Source organism: Kitasatospora sp. MAP5-34 (assembly GCF_029894335.1).
GTDB lineage: Bacteria > Actinomycetota > Actinomycetes > Streptomycetales > Streptomycetaceae > Kitasatospora.
The window spans coordinates 118,116-136,549 of record NZ_JARXZC010000003.1 but is presented as its reverse complement, the minus strand read 5'-3'; the positions used below and the strand labels follow the sequence as shown (position 1 = coordinate 136,549).

At 70.4% G+C, this 18,434-nt stretch carries 18 protein-coding genes; 8 read left to right on the top strand and 10 right to left on the bottom strand.

The window, feature by feature from the left end; translation table 11 throughout:
* Positions 1 to 14: 14 nt before the first annotated feature.
* Positions 15 to 467, bottom strand: coding sequence for a hypothetical protein (locus tag P3T29_RS04250; protein ID WP_280714893.1), 453 nt, complete (start codon positions 465 to 467; stop codon positions 15 to 17).
* A gap of 87 nt (positions 468 to 554) precedes the next feature.
* Between P3T29_RS04250 and P3T29_RS04245 the strand changes: the two genes are divergently transcribed.
* Positions 555 to 866 carry an antibiotic biosynthesis monooxygenase gene (locus P3T29_RS04245; protein WP_280714892.1) on the top strand — a complete coding sequence of 104 codons (312 nt, stop codon included), beginning with the start codon at positions 555 to 557 and terminating at the stop codon, positions 864 to 866.
* Positions 867 to 987: 121 nt separating this feature from the next.
* Here P3T29_RS04245 and P3T29_RS04240 read toward each other — a convergent pair whose 3' ends face one another.
* Positions 988 to 1,782 (bottom strand): IclR family transcriptional regulator, encoded by a 795-nt coding sequence (locus tag P3T29_RS04240; RefSeq protein WP_280714891.1) that lies wholly within the window; start codon positions 1,780 to 1,782, stop codon positions 988 to 990.
* Between the two features lie 191 nt (positions 1,783 to 1,973).
* Between P3T29_RS04240 and aceB the strand changes: the two genes are divergently transcribed.
* Together aceB and P3T29_RS04230 are read left to right on the top strand one after the other, a co-directional pair.
* On the top strand, positions 1,974 to 3,626 hold the full coding sequence (aceB, locus tag P3T29_RS04235; RefSeq protein WP_280714890.1) for a malate synthase A: 1,653 nt from the start codon (positions 1,974 to 1,976) through the stop codon (positions 3,624 to 3,626).
* 136 nt (positions 3,627 to 3,762) lie between these two features.
* Positions 3,763 to 4,149 carry a gamma-glutamylcyclotransferase gene (locus tag P3T29_RS04230; protein ID WP_280714889.1) on the top strand — a complete coding sequence of 129 codons (387 nt, stop codon included), beginning with the start codon at positions 3,763 to 3,765 and terminating at the stop codon, positions 4,147 to 4,149.
* A gap of 121 nt (positions 4,150 to 4,270) precedes the next feature.
* On the opposite strand, the gene P3T29_RS04225 is transcribed toward P3T29_RS04230, so the two are convergent.
* The 8 genes from P3T29_RS04225 to P3T29_RS04190 form a co-directional block, all read right to left on the bottom strand.
* Positions 4,271 to 5,689 (bottom strand): amino acid permease, encoded by a 1,419-nt coding sequence (locus P3T29_RS04225; protein ID WP_280714888.1) that lies wholly within the window; start codon positions 5,687 to 5,689, stop codon positions 4,271 to 4,273.
* A gap of 240 nt (positions 5,690 to 5,929) precedes the next feature.
* Positions 5,930 to 7,312: an 8-oxoguanine deaminase gene (locus P3T29_RS04220; protein ID WP_280714887.1), complete on the bottom strand. Its 1,383-nt coding sequence runs from the start codon at positions 7,310 to 7,312 to the stop codon at positions 5,930 to 5,932.
* 64 nt (positions 7,313 to 7,376) lie between these two features.
* Positions 7,377 to 8,861 carry a nucleobase:cation symporter-2 family protein gene (locus P3T29_RS04215; protein WP_280714886.1) on the bottom strand — a complete coding sequence of 495 codons (1,485 nt, stop codon included), beginning with the start codon at positions 8,859 to 8,861 and terminating at the stop codon, positions 7,377 to 7,379.
* Between the two features lie 282 nt (positions 8,862 to 9,143).
* Positions 9,144 to 10,058, bottom strand: coding sequence for a factor-independent urate hydroxylase (gene pucL, locus P3T29_RS04210; protein ID WP_280714885.1), 915 nt, complete (start codon positions 10,056 to 10,058; stop codon positions 9,144 to 9,146).
* A gap of 35 nt (positions 10,059 to 10,093) precedes the next feature.
* Positions 10,094 to 10,429 carry a hydroxyisourate hydrolase gene (uraH, locus tag P3T29_RS04205; RefSeq protein ID WP_280714884.1) on the bottom strand — a complete coding sequence of 112 codons (336 nt, stop codon included), beginning with the start codon at positions 10,427 to 10,429 and terminating at the stop codon, positions 10,094 to 10,096.
* Between the two features lie 87 nt (positions 10,430 to 10,516).
* The gene (uraD, locus tag P3T29_RS04200; RefSeq protein WP_280714883.1) at positions 10,517 to 11,041 is read right to left on the bottom strand and encodes a 2-oxo-4-hydroxy-4-carboxy-5-ureidoimidazoline decarboxylase; all 525 of its coding nucleotides are present in this window, start codon (positions 11,039 to 11,041) and stop codon (positions 10,517 to 10,519) included.
* Positions 11,042 to 11,278: 237 nt separating this feature from the next.
* On the bottom strand, positions 11,279 to 11,659 hold the full coding sequence (locus P3T29_RS04195) for a helix-turn-helix domain-containing protein (RefSeq protein ID WP_280714882.1): 381 nt from the start codon (positions 11,657 to 11,659) through the stop codon (positions 11,279 to 11,281).
* Positions 11,656 to 11,937: a thiamine-binding protein gene (locus tag P3T29_RS04190; RefSeq protein ID WP_280714881.1), complete on the bottom strand. Its 282-nt coding sequence runs from the start codon at positions 11,935 to 11,937 to the stop codon at positions 11,656 to 11,658. The genes P3T29_RS04195 and P3T29_RS04190 overlap by 4 nt, the downstream gene beginning before the upstream one ends.
* 179 nt (positions 11,938 to 12,116) lie before the next feature.
* Here P3T29_RS04190 and P3T29_RS04185 point away from each other — a divergent pair, with 179 nt between their 5' ends.
* From P3T29_RS04185 to alc, 5 genes are all read left to right on the top strand, one after another.
* Positions 12,117 to 12,962 (top strand): TIM barrel protein, encoded by an 846-nt coding sequence (locus tag P3T29_RS04185; RefSeq protein WP_280714880.1) that lies wholly within the window; start codon positions 12,117 to 12,119, stop codon positions 12,960 to 12,962.
* Between the two features lie 59 nt (positions 12,963 to 13,021).
* On the top strand, positions 13,022 to 13,918 hold the full coding sequence (locus tag P3T29_RS04180) for a 2-hydroxy-3-oxopropionate reductase (RefSeq protein ID WP_280714879.1): 897 nt from the start codon (positions 13,022 to 13,024) through the stop codon (positions 13,916 to 13,918).
* Positions 13,919 to 14,324: 406 nt separating this feature from the next.
* A complete protein-coding gene (locus tag P3T29_RS04175) occupies positions 14,325 to 15,467 on the top strand; it encodes a glycerate kinase (protein ID WP_280714878.1) in 1,143 nt (380 codons plus the stop codon).
* 172 nt (positions 15,468 to 15,639) lie between these two features.
* Complete coding sequence (gene allB / locus P3T29_RS04170; protein ID WP_280714877.1) at positions 15,640 to 17,007, top strand: allantoinase AllB; 1,368 nt, start codon at positions 15,640 to 15,642, stop codon at positions 17,005 to 17,007.
* A gap of 16 nt (positions 17,008 to 17,023) precedes the next feature.
* Positions 17,024 to 18,289, top strand: coding sequence for an allantoicase (gene alc / locus P3T29_RS04165; protein WP_280714876.1), 1,266 nt, complete (start codon positions 17,024 to 17,026; stop codon positions 18,287 to 18,289).
* The last annotated feature ends 145 nt before the right edge of the window (positions 18,290 to 18,434 follow it).

The following is an 18,434-nucleotide window of genomic DNA, read 5'->3' as shown; positions in this document are numbered from 1 at the left end:
CGCCCTTCTGATCCTCACTTCGCGCTCACGGCGAGCGTGATCGGCGTGCTGTCGTTCTCCGGGTGACGGTCGTCGAGCCCGAACACCCTGACGTGCCCCTCGGCCTTCGTGCCGGGGGGCACGTCGCGTCCCACCAGCACGGGCGCGAGCACGGCGGCCGACCGCAGCGGCGGCAGCCCGGCGGGGAAGGTGCAGTGCACCAGATGGCCGCCGCCCGAGGCGGTGCAGCCGGTGGGGAAGTACGGGCCCTGGAAGGTGAACCCGGCGGGGAGCTCGATCAGCACCGTGAACGGCGAGGCCGTCCGGTCGGGGCCGAGATTGGCGACGAAACCGTGCACGGTGGTGGTGCCGCCTGGCGCGGCCGGGGCCGGATCCAGCCGGACCACCGCCAGATCCGAGTCGGACGGCACCTTCGCCGGTGCGGCGCCCAGCGTGGCGCCCACTGCCAGAACCACGGCGATCGTCACTCGGAGCAATGTCCTCACCCTCCACGTTCGGTACTGGTGCGAATACCCAATGTAGCGGCGTAGCCTGGAATCTCGGAGGTGAGGACGATGTCCGGACAGGTGTTGAGCGAGGTCAGTGCGGTGGTGGCGGCCGAACGTCAGGCCGAGTTGGTGACGTCCTACCGGGAGCTGGTGGCAGGTCCGCTGCCCGACGGGCTGATCAGGACGGAGCTGCTCAGAGGCCCCGGCGGGCGCTGGCGGGTGCAGAGCCTGTGGCGGGACCGGGCCGCCCTGGAGGCAGTCAGGGCGGACCCGAAGCTGACCGCCGCGCCCCGGCTGTTCCGGGATGTGGGCGCGGAGCCCGAGCTCACGGTCTTCCAGGTGACGGCCGCGCAGGTCGGCGCACTGGCGCTCGGCTGACGGCACCGGCCACACGCGGGGGTGCGCGAAGCGGAAGAGTGCGGGTCGTCGTCTTGCGGTTTCGCGCACGCAGTTGATCAAGCAGAGCCCCGCGCCCCTGTCTGTGGCTGAGCGAGTGCGCTTACGGCGCCAGGACCTGGCCGAGGCGGGCGGAGATGTTCCGCATCACCGGTACCAGGCCCGCGCTGCCGGCCTGCTCCTCCAGCGCCCGGATCCGGGCCTCGGGGCCGGAGACCGAGAGGGCGGTCGGGGTCGGGGCGCCCGGCACGGCGACGGCGATGCAGCGTACGCCGATCTCCTGCTCCTGGTCGTCCACCACGTAACCGGATTCGCGGGCCTGGGCCAGCTGGGTGAACAGCCGGCCCAGGTCGGTGACGGTGTGCGGGGTGTGCGCCTGCAGCGGCTGGTTGCCGAGCACCGCGCGGGCCTCGTCCTCCGGCAGCTGCGCGAGCAGGGCCTTGCCGACGCCGGTGCAGTGCGGCTGGACCCGGCGGCCCACCTCGGTGAACATCCGCATCGAGCGTCGCGACTGGACCTGCCCGACGTACACCACCTCGCCGCCCTCCAGGACGGCCAGGTTGGCGGTCTCGCCGGTGGCCTCCATCAGCTCGGCGAGGAAGGGGCGGGCCCAGCTGCCGAGCAGGCGCCCCGAGGTCTCGCCGAGGCGGATCAGGCGGGGGCCCAGGGTGTAGCGGCGGGCGGTGTCCTGGCGGACATACCCCTGCTGTACGAGGGTACGAATCAGGCGGTGGATGGTCGGCATGGGCAGGCCCGAGGTGCCGGAGAGCTCGCTCAGGGTCGCCACGCCGCCGGAGTCGGCCAGCGCCTCCAGGAGCTGGAAGGCGCGTTCGACGGACTGCACGCCGCCGGTGGCACGGTCGGTCCCGGTGGGTGCTGTGTCGGGGGTGCTGGCCACCGGCGTTCCCTTCGCTGTCGGGGGAGGAGTAGAGTCCCAGCGATCTATCTCAACAAAGCGTTGAAATTCTGTATCGCGGAAACTAGTCTCCACCTTACAGAACTAAACCCACCGGTAGGTGGGTTTCAGATCAAGGAAGTTCCCACCGGAGCTTCCTTTGCTGGCTCAACCGTGCAAGGAGTGTCCTGCCCATGGCTGCAGATCAGGGACCCGTCGGCGCTACTCCCGCCGCTCCGGTCGTCACTGTCGCCGGTCCGCGCGTCGCCCGAGCCGAGGAGGTGCTCACGCCGGCGGCGGTTGCCTTCGTCGTCGCTCTCCACCGCGCATTCGAAGGTCGACGCCAGGAGCTCCTGACCCGACGAAAGTCCCGCCGCGCGGAGGTCGCCGCGGCCGGCACCCTGGACTTCCTCCCGGAGACCGCCGACGTGCGCGCCGGCGACTGGAAGGTCGCCGGGGCTCCCCGTGCCCTGCAGGACCGCCGGGTCGAGATCACCGGTCCCACCGACCGCAAGATGGTCATCAACGCCCTCAACTCCGGCGCGAAGATCTGGCTCGCCGACTTCGAGGACGCCACCTCGCCGACCTGGGAGAACGTGGTCAGCGGCCAGGTCAACCTGATCGACGCCTTCGAGGGCCGGATCGACTTCAGCACCCCGGCCGGCAAGGCGTACGAACTCAAGCCCGCCGCCGAACTCGCGACCGTCGTGGTCCGCCCGCGCGGTTGGCACCTGGACGAGAACCACCTACTGGTGGACGGCACCCCCGTCGCCGGCGCGCTGTTCGACTTCGGCCTGTACTTCTTCCACAACGCCGCCCGGCTCATCGCCAAGGGCGCCGAGGACCCGAACTCGGGCCCGTACTTCTACCTCCCGAAGACCGAGAGCCACCTCGAGGCCCGGCTCTGGAACGACATCTTCACGCACGCGCAGGCCGCCCTCGGCATCCCGCACGGCACCATCCGCGCCACGGTGCTGATCGAGACCATCACCGCCGCCTTCGAGATGGACGAGATCCTCTACGAGCTGCGCGACCACGCCGCCGGCCTCAATGCGGGCCGCTGGGACTACCTGTTCTCGATCGTCAAGAACTTCCGCGACGCCGGCGAGCACTACATCCTGCCGGACCGCAACAGCGTCGGCATGACCTCGCCGTTCATGGCCGCGTACGCCACCCTGCTGGTGCAGACCTGCCACAAGCGCGGCGCCCACGCCATCGGCGGCATGGCCGCCTTCATCCCGTCCCGCCGCGACGCCGCCGTCAACGCCGCCGCGCTGGAGAAGGTCAAGGCCGACAAGGACCGCGAGGCCGCGCGCGGCTTCGACGGCTCCTGGGTCGCCCACCCGGACCTCGTCCCGGTGGCCCGGGCCTCCTTCGACGCGGTGCTCGGCGACCGCCCGAACCAGAAGGAGAACCCCGGTTCCCCCGAGGTCGTGACGCCCGCGCAGCTGCTCGACATCGCGGGTTCCGGCGGCACCTGCACCGAGGCGGGCCTGCACAACGCCGTCCAGGTCGGCATCCGCTACATCGAGGCATGGCTGCGTGGTCTGGGTGCCGTCGGTATCTTCAACATGATGGAGGACGCCGCCACCGCCGAGATCTCGCGCTCGCAGATCTGGCAGTGGATCCACAACGACGTGGTCCTCTCCGACACCGGCGAGAAGGCCACCGCCGAGCTGGCCCACCGGCTCGTGACCGAGGAACTCGCCGAGCTGCGCACCGAGTTGGGCGACGATGTCTACGCCGGTGGGCGCTGGACGGAGGCCGCCGAGCTGTTCGAGCAGGTCGCGCTCGCCGAGGACTTCGCGGACTTCCTCACCCTGCCCGCGCTGCCCCTGCTGGGCTGATCCCAATCTATCCACCGGCAATCGGCCTGCCGCCTGCCAGGCTGTAGCACTGGCCGGACCGATTGCTCCGATCCGTACGGCTGTGGCCGGGGACTTCTGCCCCCGGCCACAGCCACATCCCGAGGAGATCCATCCGATGGCACGCATCTTCTTCAACGGCCAGGCCATGGTCGGCGGCCCGTTCCACCACTCGGTCGCCGAGATGCTGATCGGCCCCGTCCGCACCGCGCCCGGCTACCGCTTCTTCTCCATCGGCGACGTCTGCCCGGGGCTGCTCCCCGACCCGGGCGTGGACACCGCCATCGAGGGCGAGCTCTACGAGGTCGGCCTGGAGCACCTGCGCGACGTCATCCTGCCCGGTGAGCCGCGCGAGTTGGAGCTCGGCATCATCGAACTGGCCGACGGCAGCGCCTGCTTCTCCATGCTGCTCGCCCGGGGCGAGCTGGAGCGCGGTGTGCACAAGGAGATCACCGAGTTCGGCGGCTGGCGCAGCTACCTGGCCACCCTCGGCCGCACGGCCTGAGGCAACCGATCAGTCACAGACAGGGGCAAGGTCGAGGTCGGGGCCGGCGCTGGAGCCGGCCGCTTCCTTGACGGCCGGAGGAGGGCGGTGACGCGCTCCGCCCTCCTCCCGGGCCGGTGGGTCAGGCCGCTTCGGTGGCCAGGGCGGGGGTCGCGTCCGGGGCGGTCGCCGTGCGGGTGCGGCGGCGGCTGACGATCGCTGCGGCGGTGAGCACGACCGCAGCCGCGACCAGGGAGAGGATCATCTGGATGCGTCCGTCGTGGTCGGTGAACATGTAGGCGACGACGAAGCCGATCAGGCCGATGGTGGCCCAGGTGAGGTAGGGGTAGAGCCACATCCGGACGGTGAGGCGCTCGGGGGACTCGCGTTCGATGATCTTGCGCATCCGCAGCTGCGAGAAGCAGATCACCAGCCAGACGAAGAGCGCCACCGCGCCGGAGGAGTTCAGCAGGAACTGGAAGACGGTGTCCGGCGAGGTGTAGTTGAAGAAGACCGCGACGAAGCCGAAGACCACGGAGACCAGGATCGCCGTCCGGGGCACGCCGCGTCCGCTCACCTTGGCGAAGGCGCGGGGCGCGTCGCCGCGCTGCCCGAGCGAGAACGCCATCCGGGAGGCCGTGTAGAGGCCGGAGTTGAGGCAGGACAGCACCGCCGTCAGCACGATCACGTTCATGACCTGGGCGGCGCCCGGGATGCCGACGTGCTCCAGTACGGCGACGTACGGGCTGCCCTTGACCGAAGCCGAGTTCCACGGGAGCAGCGTCACCACGATCGCGATCGAGCCCAGGTAGAAGATGCCGATCCGCCAGATCACGCTGTTGGTGGCCTTGCTGACGGCCTTCTCCGGGTCGGCCGACTCGCCGGCCGCGAGGGTCACGATCTCGCTGCCCATGAAGGCGAAGACGACCGTGAGCATGCCGGTGAACACCGCGCCGACGCCGTGCGGCAGGAAGCCGCCGTTGCCCGTCAGGTTGGCGGCGCCGACGGCGTGGGTGCCCGGCAGGACGCCGAGAACGGCCAGCACGCCGATCACGATGAAGGCGGCGATGGCCACCACCTTGATCCCGGCGAACCAGAACTCGAACTCGCCGTAGGAGGCGACCGAGAACAGGTTGGTCGCCGTCAGTACGGCCATCACGATCAGCGCGAAGGCCCACTGCGGCACGCCGGGGATCCAGTTGTTGAGGATCTTCGCACCGGCGGTGGCCTCGACTGCCAGCACGACCACCCAGAAGAACCAGTAAAGCCACCCGATGGTGAAGCCGGCCCACTTGCCGAGCGCGCGGTCGGCGTAGGCGGAGAAGGACCCGCTCTGCGGATCGGCGGCGGCCATCTCGCCGAGCATCCGCATCACCATCACGACCAGTACCCCGGCCAGGGCGTACGAGAGCAGAATGCCGGGGCCGGTCGCCGCGATCCCGGCGCCGGAGCCGACGAAGAGCCCGGCGCCGATCACGCCACCGATGGCGATCATCGAGAGGTGGCGGTTCTTCAGACCTGCTTGGAGTTGCCCGCTGGGGGGCGTGGTGTCGGTATTCATTGGGGGAACTTAACCCCGCTATTCGGGCCCGGGTAACCCCGGAATGAATGTCTACCGTTTTTCTGTCACTTAATTTGAGGATTATTTGAGGGTTACTCGTGCGTTTCCCTGCAATACGCCGAAAAGGTGACAGCCCCGGACTCTCGCCGTGAGTCCGGGGCTGCTCTCCGCTCCCCCGCGAGGGGGTGGAGTCCGGGTGGCGCGCCGTCCCTGGCGCGTCACCCGGAGTTCGAGGGGGTGTCAGCCGCGTGCGGCGAGCACCTTGGCGGCCCGGGCGCAGTCCTGGGCGATCTTGTCCTCGTTGACGGTGGTCAGGTGACCCTGCTCGACCACGGCGTTGCCGTTGACGAGCAGCAGGGCCAGCGGCGGGAGCGCGCCGAGGGTGAGGGCGGCGACCGGGTCGGCGATCGAGGAGTGCATGATGCCGTCGATCTTCCAGAGCGCCAGGTCGGCGAGCTTGCCGACCTCGATCGAGCCGATCTCGTTGTGCCGGCCGAGCACCCGGGCGCCGCCCATGGTGCCCAGGCGCAGCGACGAACGGGCCGTCAGCGCCTTGGGGCTGCCGTGCAGCCGGTTGATCAGCAGTGCGTTGCGCAGCTCGGTGCCCAGCTCGCCCGACTCGTTCGAGGCGGTGCCGTCGACGCCGAGGCCGACCGGGACACCCGCCCTCAGCATGTCGGGGACCCGCGCGATCCCGGCCGCCAGGCGGGCGTTGGAGGACGGGCAGTGCGCGACACCGGTGCCGGTCTCGGCGAACTTGGCGATGTCCGAGTCGTTCATGTGGACGCAGTGCGCCATCCAGACGTCCTCGCCCAGCCAGCCGGTCGACTCGAAGTAGTCCGTCGGGCCCATGCCGAACAGCTCCTTGCAGAACTGCTCCTCCTCGGCCGTCTCCGAGCCGTGGGTGTGCAGCCGGACGCCCTTGCGGCGGGCGAGCAGCGCGGCCTCGCGCATCAGCTCGGTGGAGACCGAGAAGGGGGAGCAGGGCGCGATGGCGATCTGCAGCATCGAGTCGAAGGAGGCGTCGTGGTACTTGTCCACGGCGGCCTCGGAGGCGATCAGGATGTCCTCGGTCTTCTCGACCGCGTGGTCCGGCGGCAGGCCGCCGTCCTTCTTGCTGCGGTCCATCGAGCCGCGCAGCGCGGTGAAGCGCATGCCGAGCTCCTGGACGGCCTCGATCTCGGCGCCGAGGATGTCGCCGCCGTCCTTCGGGAAGACGTAGTGGTGGTCGCTTGCGGTCGTACAACCCGACTTGAGCAGCGCGGCGGTCGAGCCCTGGGCGGCGGCGTGCACCAGCTTGTCGTCGATCCGGGCCCAGGTCGGGTAGAGCGCGACCAGCCAGTCGAACAGGATGTTGTCCTGGGCCAGGCCCCGGGTGATCCACTGGTAGAAGTGGTGGTGGGTGTTGACCAGGCCCGGGGTGATCAGATGGCCCTCGCCGTTGATGCGGCGCACCACGTTGTCCAGCCACTGCGGGGCGGGGCCGTTGCCGACCGACTCGATCTTGTTGCCGAGGACGACCACGTGACCACGGGCGTACTCGGTGTCGTTGGCGTCGACCGTCGCGATCGCGACGTTCTCGATGACGATCCGCTGGTCGGCGGGCGGGGGCTGGACTGCCATGGTGGTTCTCCTATGGGGGGAGGGCGGGGGGATGTACGTGAGCGGTGTACACCCCCCCGGCCGGTCAGGACGGTGTCGCCGTTGACACCGTCGCGCCGGGTGTCTCGCCGGCCTGGGACCGGCGGCCGACACCGACGTGGTGGAAGAGCAGGTTGAGCAGGACGGCCATCACGCAGCCGGCCGAGATCCCGGAGTGCAGCAGGGTGCGGACGGCCTCCGGGAAGGCGTCGTAGAAGTCGGGCGCGGCGATCGGGACGATGCCGACCCCGAGCGCGACGGACACCAGGATGGTGTTGCCGCCCGACTCCAGGCCGGCCTCCGCGAGGGTGCGGATGCCGCTCGCCGCGACCGTGCCGAAGAGCACGATCCCGGCGCCGCCGAGGACGGGCTGCGGCACCAGCGAGACCAACGAGCCGAGCACCGGGAAGAGACCCAGCAGGATCAGGATTCCGCCGCCCGCCGCGACCACGAACCGGCTGCGGATCTTCGTCAGCGCCACCAGCCCGATGTTCTGGGCGAAGGCGCTGCAGGCGAACCCGTTGAAGACCGGGCTGAGCGCGGTGGCCAGCCCGTCGGCCCGCAGACCGGCGGTCAGCGTCCGCTCGTCCGCCTCGCGTTCGACGATCCGACCCAGCGCCAGCATGTCGGCGGTGGACTCGGTCATCGAGACCACCATGACGATGCAGAACGAGACGATCGCCGCCGCGTCGAAGGCCGGCGCGCCGAAGTGGAACGGGGACGGCAGCGCGAAGATCTTCGCCTGCCGGACCGCGCCGAAGTCGGCGAGCCCGAGCGGGAAGGCCAGCAGGGTGCCTGCGGCCAGGCCGACGAGCAGCGAGAGTTGCTGCCAGAAGCCTCGGAGCAGCTTGTTGCAGAGGACCACCGCGGCGAGGGTGAACGCGGCGAGTCCGATGGCCCGCATGGAGCCGTAACCGGGGGCGCCGGGCGAGCCGCCACGGGCCCAGTCGACCGCGACCGGTAGCAGGGACACCCCGATGAGGGTGATCACGGTGCCCTGGACGACCGGCGGGAAGAACCGGATGAGCTTGGAGAAGTACGGTGCCGCGAGGAAGCACAGGACCCCCGCGACGATCACCGCTCCGAAGATCACCGGTAGGGCGCCCTTCGGGCCGTGCTCCTTGGCGATGGCGAGCATGGGCGCCACGCCGGCGAACGAGACGCCGTTCACGAACGGCAGCCGTGCGCCGACCCGCCAACTTTCAATGCGCCATACTCCGAGGGTCTGGAGCAGGGTGGCCAGACCTGCGGTGAACAGGCTGGCCGAGATGAGGAGGGCGAGCTCGGCGGGGGAGAGGCCCACGCCGGCGCCGACGATGAGCGGGGGCGCCACGACGCCCGCGTACATCGCGGCGACATGCTGCAGACCGGTGCTGATGAGCTTGACCGGAGGCAGCAGCTCGTCCACGGGGTGGACGACGGCTTCGCTTCCGGACGGTGTATCGGGCGAACCTGGTGACACACCGTCCGGTCGCGAAGGACCGTCAGGAGTGGAACCGCCGTCAGTGGTTCGGGTGGAACGGAGTGCCATGTCGAGCCCCTCTTGCGCTCGTGGCTCCCGGCGCGCCCGTGGCGCTGGAGAGTGGCTGAACTCGCCTTGGCCGAGGGCGGGACGGCGGTGCAGGAATCCCTCGGCCGGCTTCTCCGGTGCCCCGGGCCGGCCGCCGTGAGGCGAGCACGATCTCCGGTTGGTGGGGGAGGAGAAACAGGTGGTGCAGGAGCGGGTGGTGCAGAGGCCCGTCCGGTACCGTCCGGCCTGGCGAAGCCGGTTGGTGCGGTGGTACTGGACGGGGTTCACGGTGGTGCCGCGCTGTCAGGCGACCGGGATGACCGGGACGACGCCCTCGCGGTGCACGGTGCCCTCGATCAGGCCGTACATCCGGTCGGCGGCGAAGTACACCTCGTTGTCGTTCTTGAGGCCGAACGGCTCCAGGTCGACCAGGAAGTGGTGCTTGTTCGGCAGCTCCAGGCGGACTTCGTCCACCTCGGCCCGGTTGTTGAGCACCCGGGTGCCCATCGCGTGCAGGGTCTGCTGCAGCGAGTAGGAGTAGGTCTCGGCGAACGCCTCCAGCATGTGCCGGCGGACGTGCGCGTAGGACCGGTTCCAGTTCGGCTGGGCCTCGCCCTCCTGGCCGCGATACGAGTACTTCCAACGAGCCGTCACCTGGGTGGCCAGGATGCGGTCGTAGGCCTCCTTCAGGGTGGTGTACTGGTCCTTGATGTAGCCCCAGAACTCCGAGTTGGTCGTGTTCATCACGACCAGGTCCTTCAGGCCCGAGATCACCTGGACGGTGGTGCCGTCGTACGTGATCTCGGTGGTGCGTACCTCACTGCCGTTGCGCGAGAAGGAGTGGCCGACCTCCTCCGAGCCGATGAAGCGGGAGGAGTTGTCCGGGGTCTTGATCCGGTCCCAGGTGTACTCCTCGATCCGGATCCGGGCGCGGTGGATCGGCTCGTTGTTGTCCACGAAGTGCTTCGCCAGCGTGATGCCGAAGGCCTCCGCCGACTCGATCCCGTACTCCTTCGCGAAGGCGTACACGGTGTTCTTCGTGGTGTCGGTGGGCAGGCAGTTGGCGTTGGAGCCGGTGAGGTGGACGTCGTCGAGGTCGCCGGAGAGGGCGACCGAGACGTTCAGGTCCTTGATCTCGTGACGGGTGCTGTCACGGTAGACGCGGACGATGCGGTTCTCCGCCTTGCCGTACTGGTTCTGTCCGAGCACGTGGGCCATGGCGTGGCTCCTAAGCAATCAAGCGGTCTGGCGGTCTAGCTTCCGCGGTAGACCGAGTATCCGAACGGGTTGAGCAGCAACGGCACGTGGTAGTGGTGCTGCGCGGGCGCGACCGTGAAGACGATCGAGACCTCGGGGAAGAACGGCGTCTCGTCCGACTTCTTCGCGAAGTACGAGTCGGTGTCGAACAGGAGCCGGACGACCGAGCCCGCCTCCACGGCCGGCAGGTCCTTGGCCCGGCCGTCGGAGTCCGTGGCGGAGGTGCCGAGCACCTGCCAACCACCCTCGGTGTGCAGTGCGAGCTCGACCGGGACACCCTCGGCCGGGCGGCCGAGGCTGGTGTCGAGCACGTGCGTGGAGATGCCAGTCATGGGTTGAGTGACCTTACTGATGGCAGGATGTGACGCTCTGTCAGAAGCCTTGTCAGGGGGACCTGTCGGGGAGCCCGGTTCAGAAGCTCAGGCTTCGTCCAGGAGGCGGTTGATGCGGATGTCGTTGATCTTGCGCAGCTCGCCCCGGACGATCTCCGCCTCGGTGGCGGCGTCATGGGGGAAGCGTTCTCGGAGCGACGCGAGCATGGTGTCCGCAGTGCGGCCCGTCGCGCAGATCAGGAACACGTGGCCGAACTTCGCCTCGTAGGCGGCGTTCGCCTCGTGCAGTTCATCGAGGAGAGCGGAGTCCACTCCCTGGATGCCGGCCTGCTCGCGCTCGGAGGTGGCGTCGCCCGACTTGGGCTTGCCGATCCGGGCGTGGCCGGCCATCGCGTCGGCCAGGTCGCCGGTGGTGAGCGCGGCCATCGCGGCCGCGTTGGCAGCCAGCAGCGCGTCGCGGTCGGCCCAGGGCCGGGTGGCCGCGACGGCGGCGGCCCAGCTGGGGCTGGAGCAGATCTCCAGCAGGGTCTCCGTCAGCTCGGCGGCGGGAGCCGCCGCCAGCGCCTTGAGTGCGCCGGCCGCGTCAGGAGACGGTTGGGGGTGGTTGGTCACGGGTGGACCTCCTGAAGAGTGGTGCCACCCGCAAAAGCTAGATCCACCACCCCCGGTCGTCAACACTTTGTTGAACGGTTGGTGGTTACGTTTTGAGACAGGGCCGGTAACCAGCGCTTTTCGTGTGCGATTCGCCAAGTGTGCCCGATGTGTCCGGTGGGACAGACTGGCCTCGTCGGCACGGGACGCGACCGGTCGGCCGGCGCACCCGACCCCGGTTGTCAGCTGGTCGAACCGTCAGCCGGTCTTCGTACCGTCCTGGCGGTTCAGATAGTTGTACACCGTGAACCGGCTCACGCCGAGCGCCGACGCGACCGTCTCCACCCCGTGGCGGACGGTGAAGGCACCGCGTTCCTCCAGCAGGGCGACCACGCGCTGCTTCTCCCAGCGGTCCAGCTCGGCCAGCGGGCGTCCGTCGAACTGGCGGGTCATTTCTGCCAGCAGGCGGTCCAGCGCACTGCTGAGGTGCGGCAGGCGTACGGCGATCGCCGGAGCGCCGTCCCACTCCAGGACCACGTCCTCGGGGCGGGCCTCGGCCACCGCGACCGGTGTCGCGCCCACTGCGTCGAGCAGCGGCTTTATCGCTGTGGCGAGCGGGTGTTCCAGGGCGTCGCTCACTGCGTACCCACTCCTTCCGGGTTCTTGTTCTGGTTCTCGTCCTCGCCGAGGACGCTGACCTGGACCGAGATCCGGGTCGCCCCGGCGGCCAGCGTCTCGCGCAGCAGCTTGCTCACCGCGTCGAGGATCTGGTCGGCCTCGCCCTCGGCGCCGGTCCCGAACGGGCCGACGGCGACGGCCAGGCCGGCCTCGTCGACGACCCGCTGTGCGGCCGCCGCATGCTCGGGGAACGTGTCCAGCTCGAACGGTTCTGTCGTGAACTCCACCATCAATCGCACCCGCTCACTTTAGCGAGCAGGTCGGGGGAGGGAAGGGCTCGGCGGATCGGGATCTTCAACAAAATGTTGCGGCGGGGTTGACACCCTGCGGACTCCCGAGCATGCTTCCACCAAGCAGAATCCTTCTTCCGGATTGTGGAAGTTGAGGCTCTTTAAAGTGTGACCTCAGAGTGTGAAAGGTGATTGACGTGACTGCCGCTTCCAAGCAGAGCTACACGGTCAACCTGTCGATCCTGTTCGGCGAGCTCCCGCTCCTGGAGCGCCCCGCCGCCGCAGCGGCCGCCGGCTTCACCGCCGCCGAGCTGTGGTGGCCCTTCGGCGAGAACCCCAGCCCCTCGCAGGCCGAGCAGGACGAGCTCCGCAAGGCCTTCACCGACGCGGGTGTGCAGCTCACCGGCCTCAACTTCCTGGACGACCTCACCAAGGGCGCCCGTGGCACCGTCTCCGTACCGGCCGAGAAGGACCGCTTCCGCGAGAACATCGCGGTGACGGCCGGACTCGCCGAGTCGCTCGGGACGAAGGCGCTCAACGCGCTCTACGGCAACCGCGTCGAGGGCGTGGACCCGGCCGAGCAGGACGCGCTGGCGCTGGAGAACCTCGTACTGGCCGCCAAGGCCGCCCACGAGATCGGCGCCGTCCTGCTGATCGAGGCCCTGAACAAGCCCGAGTCGCCGGACTACCCGCTGGTCACCGCCGCCACCGCCGTCGAGATCGTCGACAAGGTGAACGCCGCGACCGGCCTCGGCAACGCGAAGTTCCTCTGCGACCTCTACCACCTGGCGATGAACGGCGAGGACCTGGCCGCCGTCATCGACACGTACGCCGACAAGTTCGGCCACGTGCAGATCGCCGACAACCCGGGCCGCAACGAGCCCGGCACCGGCAGCCTCGACTTCGAGGACCTGTTCGCCCGACTGACCGCCGCCGGCTACCAGGGCCGGATCGGCCTGGAGTACCGCCCGGCCAAGGGCGTCAGCGCCGACAGCTTCGAGTGGCTCCCGCGCGAGCTGCGTTCCGCCGACTGAGCACGCCGCGAAGTAGTCACCACTCCCACCCTTTCCCCCGTACGAAGGAACTCGACGCGATGAGCGCCTCCCGCAAGATCGCCTTTATCGGCCTCGGCATCATGGGCAGCCCGATGGCCGCCAACCTGGTCAAGGCCGGGCACACCGTCACCGGTTTCAACCTGGAGCAGTCCGCGATCGACGCCCTGGTGGCGGCCGGTGGCAAGGGCGCGACCAGCATCGCCGACGCGGTGAAGGACGCCGAGGTCGTCATCACGATGGTCCCCGCCGACCCGCACGTGCTGCAGGTCATCCTCGGTGAGGGCGGTGTGCTGGAGAACGTGCAGCCCGGCACCCTCGTGATCGACATGTCCAGCATCACCCCGCAGACCTCGATCAAGGTCGCGGCCGCCGCGAAGGAGAAGGGCGTCCGCACCCTGGACGCCCCGGTCTCCGGTGGCGAGGCCGGTGCCGTCGAGGCCGTCCTCTCGATCATGGTCGGTGGCGACGACGCCGCTGACTTCGCCGAGGCCAAGCCGCTCTTCGACGCGCTGGGCACCACGGTCGTCCACGTCGGCCCGGCCGGTGCCGGCCAGACCGTGAAGGCCGCCAACCAGCTCATCGTGGCCGTCAACATCCAGGTCCTCGCCGAGGCCGTGGTCTTCCTCGAGAACGCGGGCGTCGACCTCGCCGCCGCGCTGGACGTACTCGGCGGCGGCCTGGCCGGCTCGACCGTGCTGAACCGCAAGAAGGCCAACATGCTGAACCGCGAGTTCGCCCCCGGCTTCCGCATCGACCTGCACCACAAGGACATGGGCATCGTCACCGACGCCGCCCGTGCTGTCGGAGCCGCTCTCCCGGTCGGCGCGGTCGTCGCCCAGCTGGTCGCCTCGGCCCGTGCCAACGGTGACGGCTCGCTGGACCACTCCGCGCTGCTGCGCGGCGTCGAGCGCCTCTCCGGCCGCCCGGTCGCCTGACCACCCAATAGACCCCTCCTGGTGGCGTGTACCTGTCCGGTCGTGCCCGCGTCACCAGGAGGTCAGATTCGACCGGCAGATGGGTTTGGTGCTCATCCGCCCATCTGCTGGTCGTTCCAAGCCGGCGACGCGCGCGCCATGCCTCCCGGGGACACTTCGGTCGTGTCCGTGCGCGCATCGCCCGGCCCCCTCCCTCGCCGAGGGGAGCCTCTCGTACGTCGGAAGCGGGACGAGAGGAACGGCGGGGAGGGGGTCGCACCCCTTTTGCAGAATCGGTTACCCGTAGGGGCGCGGGGCCCTGCTCAATCAACTGCGTGCGCTGCCAACCCACCATGAAGGTGCACGGTTGTGCACACAGACCCCCAAGCCCAGTTCGTAAGCCCGTCCCGGAAGTGAGGCCCACGCCATGCCCGCCACCCCCGCTCAGGGTCATGTCGTCGTCGCCCCCGACAAGTTCAAGGGCACGCTGGAGGGCGCCGAGGTCGCCGCCCACCTCGCAGCCGGCATCCGCCGCGCAGCTCCCGGCGTCGAGATCCGCGAGCTGCCGGTCGCCGACGGTGGCGAAGGCACCCTGGCCGCCGCGCTCGCGGCCGGCTTCACCCGCGTCGCCGCCAAGGTGGCCGGTCCGACCGGCCTCCCGGTGGACGCCGCGATCGCGTTGCGGGGTGACATCGCCGTGGTCGAGCTGGCGCAGTCCTCCGGGCTGGCCCGGCTCCCCGGCGGCCGTACCGCGCCGCTCGGGGCCGGTTCCTACGGGGTCGGCCAGCTGATCGCGCGGGCGGCCGGGTTGGGCGCCAAGCGGATCGTGCTCGGTCTCGGCGGCAGCGCCTGCACCGACGGCGGCGCGGGCATGGTCCAGGCGCTGGGCGTCGGCCTGTACGACGCCGACGGCACCGAGCTGCCGCCGGGCGGCGCCGCGCTGCGCAGGCTGGACCGGATCGACCTCGGTTCGCTCGCCGACGGTCTGGCCGGGGTGGAGGTCGTGGTCGCCTGCGACGTCGACAACCCGCTGCTGGGCGCGCGCGGCGCGACGGCCGTCTACGGCCCGCAGAAGGGCGCGGACGCCGACGACCTGGTGATTCTGGAGGAGGGCCTGACCCGGTTCGCGGACGTCGTCCGCGAGGCGACCGGCCAGGACTTCCGGGACGCCCCCGGCGCCGGGGCAGCGGGCGGAGTGGGCTTCGCGGCCCTCGCCCTGCTCGGCGCCACCATGCGACCCGGCATCGAGCTGCTGCTCGAACTGCTGGGCTTCGACGAGGCCGTGCGTGGGGCACGCCTCGTCGTGACCGGCGAGGGCTGCCTGGATGCACAGACGCTCCATGGCAAGGCCCCCGCCGGTGTTGCCGCGGCGGCTACCCGGGCGGGGGTTCGGGTAGCCGCAGTGGCAGGCCGCTTGGAGCTGTCGGAGGATCAGTGGCGGGCGGCGGGCTTCGTGGCCGCGTACGCGCTCACCGATCTGGCCGAGGAGCCCGGCGACAGCATGACCAAGGCGGCGGAGCTGGCCGAGGTCGCGGGGGAGCGGCTGGCGGCCGAGCTGCTGGCGGGCTGACCGAGGCGAGCTGACCGACTCGTACGTTCCTACATTGACGTTTTGTTGAAGGCGGGCCTAGGCTCCGAGCATTCGCAGCCGAGGTCTGATGATCGGATCTTCCAACTGCCGTCTCGGCACTGCCTACCCGCCTTCAGCGACCCCCATCCGTAATTCACCTCGGAGGTCCCAGATGCCCCTCAGCGAGACGCCTTCCGGCCCGGTGGTGATCCGCTCCCGTCGCGTGGTCCTGCCGGACGGCGAGCGCCCCGCTGACGTACTGGTCCGGGACGGCAGGATCGCCGCCGTCGCCGAGCACGGTTCGCTCACCGCCGAGACCGTCACCGACCTCGGAGAGATCGCCCTGCTGCCCGGCCTGGTCGACACCCACGTGCACGTGAACGAGCCCGGCCGCACCGAGTGGGAGGGCTTCGCCACCGCGACCCGCGCCGCCGCCGCCGGCGGTGTCACCACCGTCATCGACATGCCGCTCAACTCCATACCCCCGACCACCACGGTCGACGGGCTGGACGCCAAGCGCAAGATCGCCGAGGGGCAGGCCTGGGTCGACCTCGGCTTCTGGGGCGGTGCGATCCCCGGCAACGCCGCCGACCTCGAACCGCTGCACGACGCCGGCGTCTTCGGCTTCAAGAGCTTCCTCGCCCCCTCCGGCGTGGACGAGTTTCCGCACGTCGAACAGGCCGACCTGGAGACCGCCCTCGCCGAGCAGGCCCGGATCGGCGCGCTGGCGATCATCCACGCCGAGGACCCGGCCGTGCTGGAGGCCGCTCCGCAGCAGCCCGGTGTGCACTACCGCGACTTCCTCGCCTCCCGCCCCGACGACGCCGAGGCCGCCGCAGTCGCCCGGCTGCTGGACACCGCCCGCCGGACGGGCGCCCGCGTCCACATCCTGCACGTCTCCTCCGCCGCCGTGCTGCCGCTGCTGCGGCAGGCCCGCGCGGACGGCGTCCGGGTGACGGCCGAGACCTGCCCGCACTACCTGACCCTCGCGGCCGAGGAGGTGCCGGACGGCGACACCGCCTTCAAGTGCTGCCCGCCGATCCGCGACGAGTCCAACCGCGACCAGCTCTGGGCGGCGCTCGCGAACGGCGAGTTCATCGCCGTCGTCTCCGACCACTCGCCGTCCACCCTGGACCTGAAGCTGCTCGCGAAGTACGGCGGCAGCGGTGACTTCGCCGCCGCCTGGGGCGGCATCGCCTCGCTGCAGCTCGGCCTGCCGGCCATCTGGACGGAGGCCCGCAGGCGCGGCCACAGCCTGTCCGACGTGGTCCGCTGGATGTCGAGCGGCCCCGCCTCGCTGGTCGGCCTGACCGGCACCAAGGGCGCCATCGCCGTCGGGCACGATGCCGACCTGGTCGCCTTCGACGCGGACGGCACCTTCGCCGTGATCGCCGAGGAGCTGCACCACCGCAACCCCGTCACCCCGTACGCGGGCAAGACGCTGACCGGTGCCGTCCGGACCACCTGGCTGCGCGGCCGGGTCGTCGACGTGACCGCCGAGCCGTTCGGTCGTCAGATCGCCCGTCCGACCACTCGATAAATTGGAGACTCAAAAAGTGAGTACCAGTCAGACCCCGAGCACTCCCTTCACCGAGCTGGTCAACCTGGCGTCCCGGTTGCTCGGCGCCGGTGTGGTGGCCACCAACGAGGACACCTTCGCCGAGGCGGAGAACCTGCTGGTGACCAAGCCCGCCGAGTTCCGCGCGCACACCTTCGGCCACAAGGGCCAGATCATGGACGGCTGGGAGAGCAAGCGCCGGCGCGGGGTCTCCGCCGAGCAGCCGCACCCGACCGACGAGGACCACGACTGGACGATCGTCCGCCTCGGTGCCGCCGGCCTGATCCGTGGCGTGATCGTGGACACCGCCCACTTCACCGGCAACTACCCGGAGTCGGGTTCCGTCCAGGCCGCGTCCGTCCCGGGCATCCCCTCGGTCGAGGAGCTCGAGGCCGCCGAGTGGGTCGACCTGGTACCGCGCACCGCGCTCCAGGGCGACACCGCCCACGAGTTCGCGGTCTCGGACGACACCCGCTACACCCACGTCCGCCTCAACATCTGGCCGGACGGCGGCGTGGCCCGCCTGCGCGTGTACGGCGAGGTGCTGCCCGACCCGCGCGACCTCGACGGTCTGACCTTCGACCTCGCCGCGCAGGAGTTCGGCGGCGTCGCCGAGGCTGCCTCCGACCGCTACTTCTCCTCCCCGCACAACCTGAACTCTCCCGGCCGAGCCACCGTCATGGGCGAGGGCTGGGAGACCCGGCGTCGGCGCGACAAGGCCAACGACTGGGTACAGATCGCCCTGGCCGGGGGCGGCGAGGTCCTGGCCGCCGAGGTGGACACCACCCACTTCGTCGCCAACGCCCCCGGCTGGGCCGACCTGGTGGGTTACGACGCCTCGAACGGTGGCAACCCGTCGGACGATGCTGACGGCTGGTTCGAGATCCTTCCCCGTACGCGGCTGCAGCCCGACACCCGCCACCGCCTCCGGCTGCCCGGCGGGCGGGCCGTCACCCACGTCCGGATCAACGTCTACCCGGACGGCGGCCTGGCCCGCCTGCGGCTCACCGGCAAGCTCACCGAGGCCGGCCGCGCCGCCCTCGCGCTCCGCTGGTTCAACGCCCTCCCGGCCGCCGAGGCCGAGACCGCGCTCACCGAGGCCGGCCTGAACCCGGCGGAGGCCACCGGCCTCACCGCCGCCCGCCCGCTCGCGGACGCCGCCGCGACCACCGCCGCAGTCGCTGCCCTGCAGCCGGCCGACGGCCCCGACGGCGAGCAGTCCTCCCGCCGCCGCTCGGCGATCTGGCGCCTGCTGGGCGTCTGAGAGCGACCGGCAATCGGGGGGCGGCGTCGCGACGCCCGGACTCTCGCCTGGACGGCTTCTCCTCAGTCGCCGATGCTCCGCATGGACTCTCCCCCAGCCTTCGGCCGGGAGGTGCCCCCATCGTCGGCACCGCCCAGACTCGGCC